Raw genomic sequence first — 3,203 nt, 5'->3', positions numbered from 1 at the left:
CTGATCTTCCTCGCGTGCCCGACGGCCTCTTCGGCCTACATTTATGCCCGGCAACTGCACGGCGACCCTGAATTCGCCGGCAATGTGATTCTGCTCAGCACGCTGCTCTCCGCCCCCGCATTGTGGCTGGTGCTTTACTGGGGGATGTAGCCGGCCGCTTGCCGGTCACCGGGTGCGTGCCGCCGTGCGGTAGCGTTCATCGAAAGACAGAGGGAAGACGATTGCCATCGGCGGATCGGTTTGAGAAGATGATGGGCATGAGCGAGACGACCAGAATAGACCCGTATAACCCCTGTCCGTGTGGCAGCGGAAAGAAGTATAAATTCTGTTGCTATCAGAAAAGGCTCGAACGTGAAGCGGCCAAAGGGCCGTCGTTCTTTTTGCCTGCCTCGCCAGATAACAGGGACGAGGATATTCCCGAGGGGGTGCCCGTCGGAGACATGGCGGAAGGGCGTCGTTTGTGTGATAGAGGGTTACGTCTGATGGCTGGGGGAAATGTTGAGCAGGCTATCCCGCTGTTTCGTCAGTCCAGTGCGGCCGCGCCCTTCGTCTATACAGCGGCCAACAATTTGGCGATCTGTCTGTTCGCTACCGGACGGCTCGACGAGGCGATCCGTACGCAAGCCGAGAGTCTGAAAGCCGCGCCCTTTCCCAATCCGTTCGGCTTGGCGAACCTGGCGACGTTTTACATGGTCAATGGCGAGGAGGAGGCCGCTCAGCATCATCTGGAAGAGGCGCTGACGTGCACACTCCCGAGCGCGGATGCCTGTGTGAAGATGTGCGAGGTTCTGTCGCGGTTCAAGCGCCATCGGGAGATCCTTGACCTCGTCGACAAGGGCGAGTATGGCGACGAGCCCGGCGTCAGTTTTTTTACCGGCGTGGCGGCTGCTAATCTCAATGACCGCCCGCGTGCGCTGCGCGATTTGCGCCGGATACCGCTCGGCTATTACAAGGCGGAGATGGCCCGCCGTTATCTGGATCTCCTGAAAGAGAAGGCGTCTCCGCATACGGTCAGAGGCGACTGGCCGTACCTGTTCTCGTATGAGATCTGCCCGGTTGATCTCATCCAGAAGGGAATCGGACACGACAAAACGGGCTGGCTCTCCCGCCGCGTGGTCGTGGATTTCTGCGAGGCGATCCTGAACGAATCGGCCGCCGAACCGGAGAACGCCTTCCGGATGCTCATCCATGCCAAACATCCGGAAGCCGTCGCGCTGCTTTGGCTGATCGTAAAAGGCACCTTCGGCCCCGACAGCCTCCGCATGGAGGCCTTGCAGGAGTTGGATACACGCGGCGAATTGGGCCCGGGGCAGGAACTCAATCTGTTCTTGAACGGCGAACGCCGCCATGTGGCCTATAAGGGCACCCGGCTGAACCCAGAGTTCCGGTTCGGAAAATATCTGCCGGAGAAACTACAGAAATGCTACGAGAAAGCCGTCAGAGCCGGATACAAGAAAAGACCGGACTGGTCGGCGATCGGGGAGACCTATCTCCGGATCATTAAGGAAGAGCCTGACTATTACCCCGCGCGGTACAACTTCGCGATTAGCCTGATCCACCGCAATCGTAGGGACGAGGCGAAGACGGTTCTACGCGGATTGGTGGCGGAGCATCCCGAATATCTGTTCGCCCGGGCCACGCTGCTGCAAATCTTGGTCGGCGACGACCGCATGGAAGAGGCCGACGCATTGTTTCAGTCGGCGGATATGCCGCAGGAAACGCATCCGGATGCCATGGTCGCCTGGATGGTGGCCCAAACCTTGTATCACGAGGCGGGGGAGCGCGATGAAGAGGCTTTCCGCTGTATCCGCTCGGCCCATGACCTCTCGCCCGACAGCCCGGCGGTGGCGGCGATATGGCCGGATTACGAGGACTGGGACGAGTCTTGACCGACGGTGAACCGGGGCGGTGATACGTTGCGGGTCTCCGGCGGCACAGCGCCGGAACTACAGCGACACAACACCGGAACTACAGGTCCTGCGAATGGGACACGGGAATCCCTCGAAGGGGATGCGCGAAGAGCTGTAGACCCGCCGCTGGTCGGCGGAAAGGGGCTGTGTGCACAAAACGGGTTGACACTGCCATCTCGATATGGCTATATTGGCGTTATGAATAGAGCCAATATATCCTATACGCGCAATCACTTCAGCGAGATGATCGCCCGGGTGCGCGAGGGCGAGTCGATCCTGATCGTGGATCGCCAAAACCCCATTGCCCGCTTGGAGCCCGTGTCCGATGCGGGCGGCGAGAACCCGTGCCGGCTGGATGACTTGGCGCGTCGCGGTCTGGTCCGCCCCGCCCGTAACCGCATCGACTTGCGCGCGTTACGCGCATGGCCCCGCCCGCGACCTGAAGAGCAGGGGGACATCCTGGAGTCCCTGCTTGCGGATCGGGAGGAAGGCCGATGAGATATTGGGACGCCTCCGGGATCGTGCCTCTACTTGTGGAGCAAAGTCACTCGCGGGAGATGGAGAAGCTGATCGAGCAGGATCCGGACATCGTGACGTGGTGGGGCACGTCGATCGAATGTTTCTCGGCTCTGATGCGGCTGGTCAGGGAAGGCCGGTTGAACAGCTCAGGTGCGCAGGCCGCAGAACGGCGGCTTCGCGAGTTGCGCAAAGGATGGAACGAGGTTTTGCCGACCGAAGCCTGCCGTCGAGCGGCCGAGCGCATGCTTCGGGTACATCCCTTGCGCGCGGCCGACGCGCAGCAACTGGCGGCGGCTCTGATAGCGTCCGATAATGAGCCATCAATGTTGGAGGTCGTCTGCCTGGATCAACGCTTGACCGAAGCGTTACGCAAAGAAGGCTTCATCGGGTGACTGCGGGCGCTTGACAGGTAGACCCAGGACGGTATCGCAGCGCTCTATCGCCGCTGCGCCGGAGCAAGTGGCGGTCAAACCCTTAATGCGCATTCCGGCCGGTCACCGGGTGCGTGCCGCCGTGCGATACGCGCTCATGGTCTGATCAAAGCGCTGCCGGAACAGGCGCGACAAGTAGCTTTCCCGCTCGAACCCGCACTCCCGGGTGATTTCACTGATCGGCAGATTGGATTCCGCCAGCAGCGTGCAGACGCGCTCGAGCCGCACGCGCCGGATCTCGTCAAGAATCGTGCGTCCGGTGACACTTTTGAAATGCCGTTCGGCGAAACGGCGCGACGCGCCGATCTGGGCGACCACATCCGCCACGCTGATCGGCTGGTGG

Annotated in this window: 3 protein-coding genes and 1 pseudogene; 3 read left to right on the top strand and 1 reads right to left on the bottom strand. The window is 61.1% G+C overall.

The window, feature by feature from the left end:
- Positions 1–248: 248 nt before the first annotated feature.
- The 3 genes and pseudogenes from KA248_15780 (at position 249) to KA248_15770 (ending at position 2,821) form a co-directional block, all read left to right on the top strand.
- Positions 249–341 (top strand): annotated as a pseudogene (locus KA248_15780) (SEC-C domain-containing protein).
- 1,767 nt (positions 342–2,108) lie between these two features.
- On the top strand, positions 2,109–2,408 hold the full coding sequence (locus KA248_15775) for a type II toxin-antitoxin system prevent-host-death family antitoxin (protein MBP7831367.1): 300 nt from the start codon (positions 2,109–2,111) through the stop codon (positions 2,406–2,408).
- 59 nt (positions 2,409–2,467) lie between these two features.
- Complete coding sequence (locus tag KA248_15770; protein ID MBP7831366.1) at positions 2,468–2,821, top strand: PIN domain-containing protein; 354 nt, start codon at positions 2,468–2,470, stop codon at positions 2,819–2,821.
- 102 nt (positions 2,822–2,923) lie between these two features.
- Here the strand turns inward: KA248_15770 and KA248_15765 are convergent.
- Positions 2,924–3,203 (bottom strand): helix-turn-helix transcriptional regulator (locus KA248_15765; GenBank protein MBP7831365.1); only part of this gene is annotated, 280 nt, incomplete at its 5' end.

The sequence above is a fragment of the Kiritimatiellia bacterium genome (assembly GCA_018001225.1).
In the GTDB taxonomy this organism is placed as follows: domain Bacteria; phylum Verrucomicrobiota; class Kiritimatiellia; order CAIQIC01; family JAGNIJ01; genus JAGNIJ01.
Note: the sequence above shows the minus strand (reverse complement) of the source record. Positions and strands in the feature narration are given on the sequence as shown.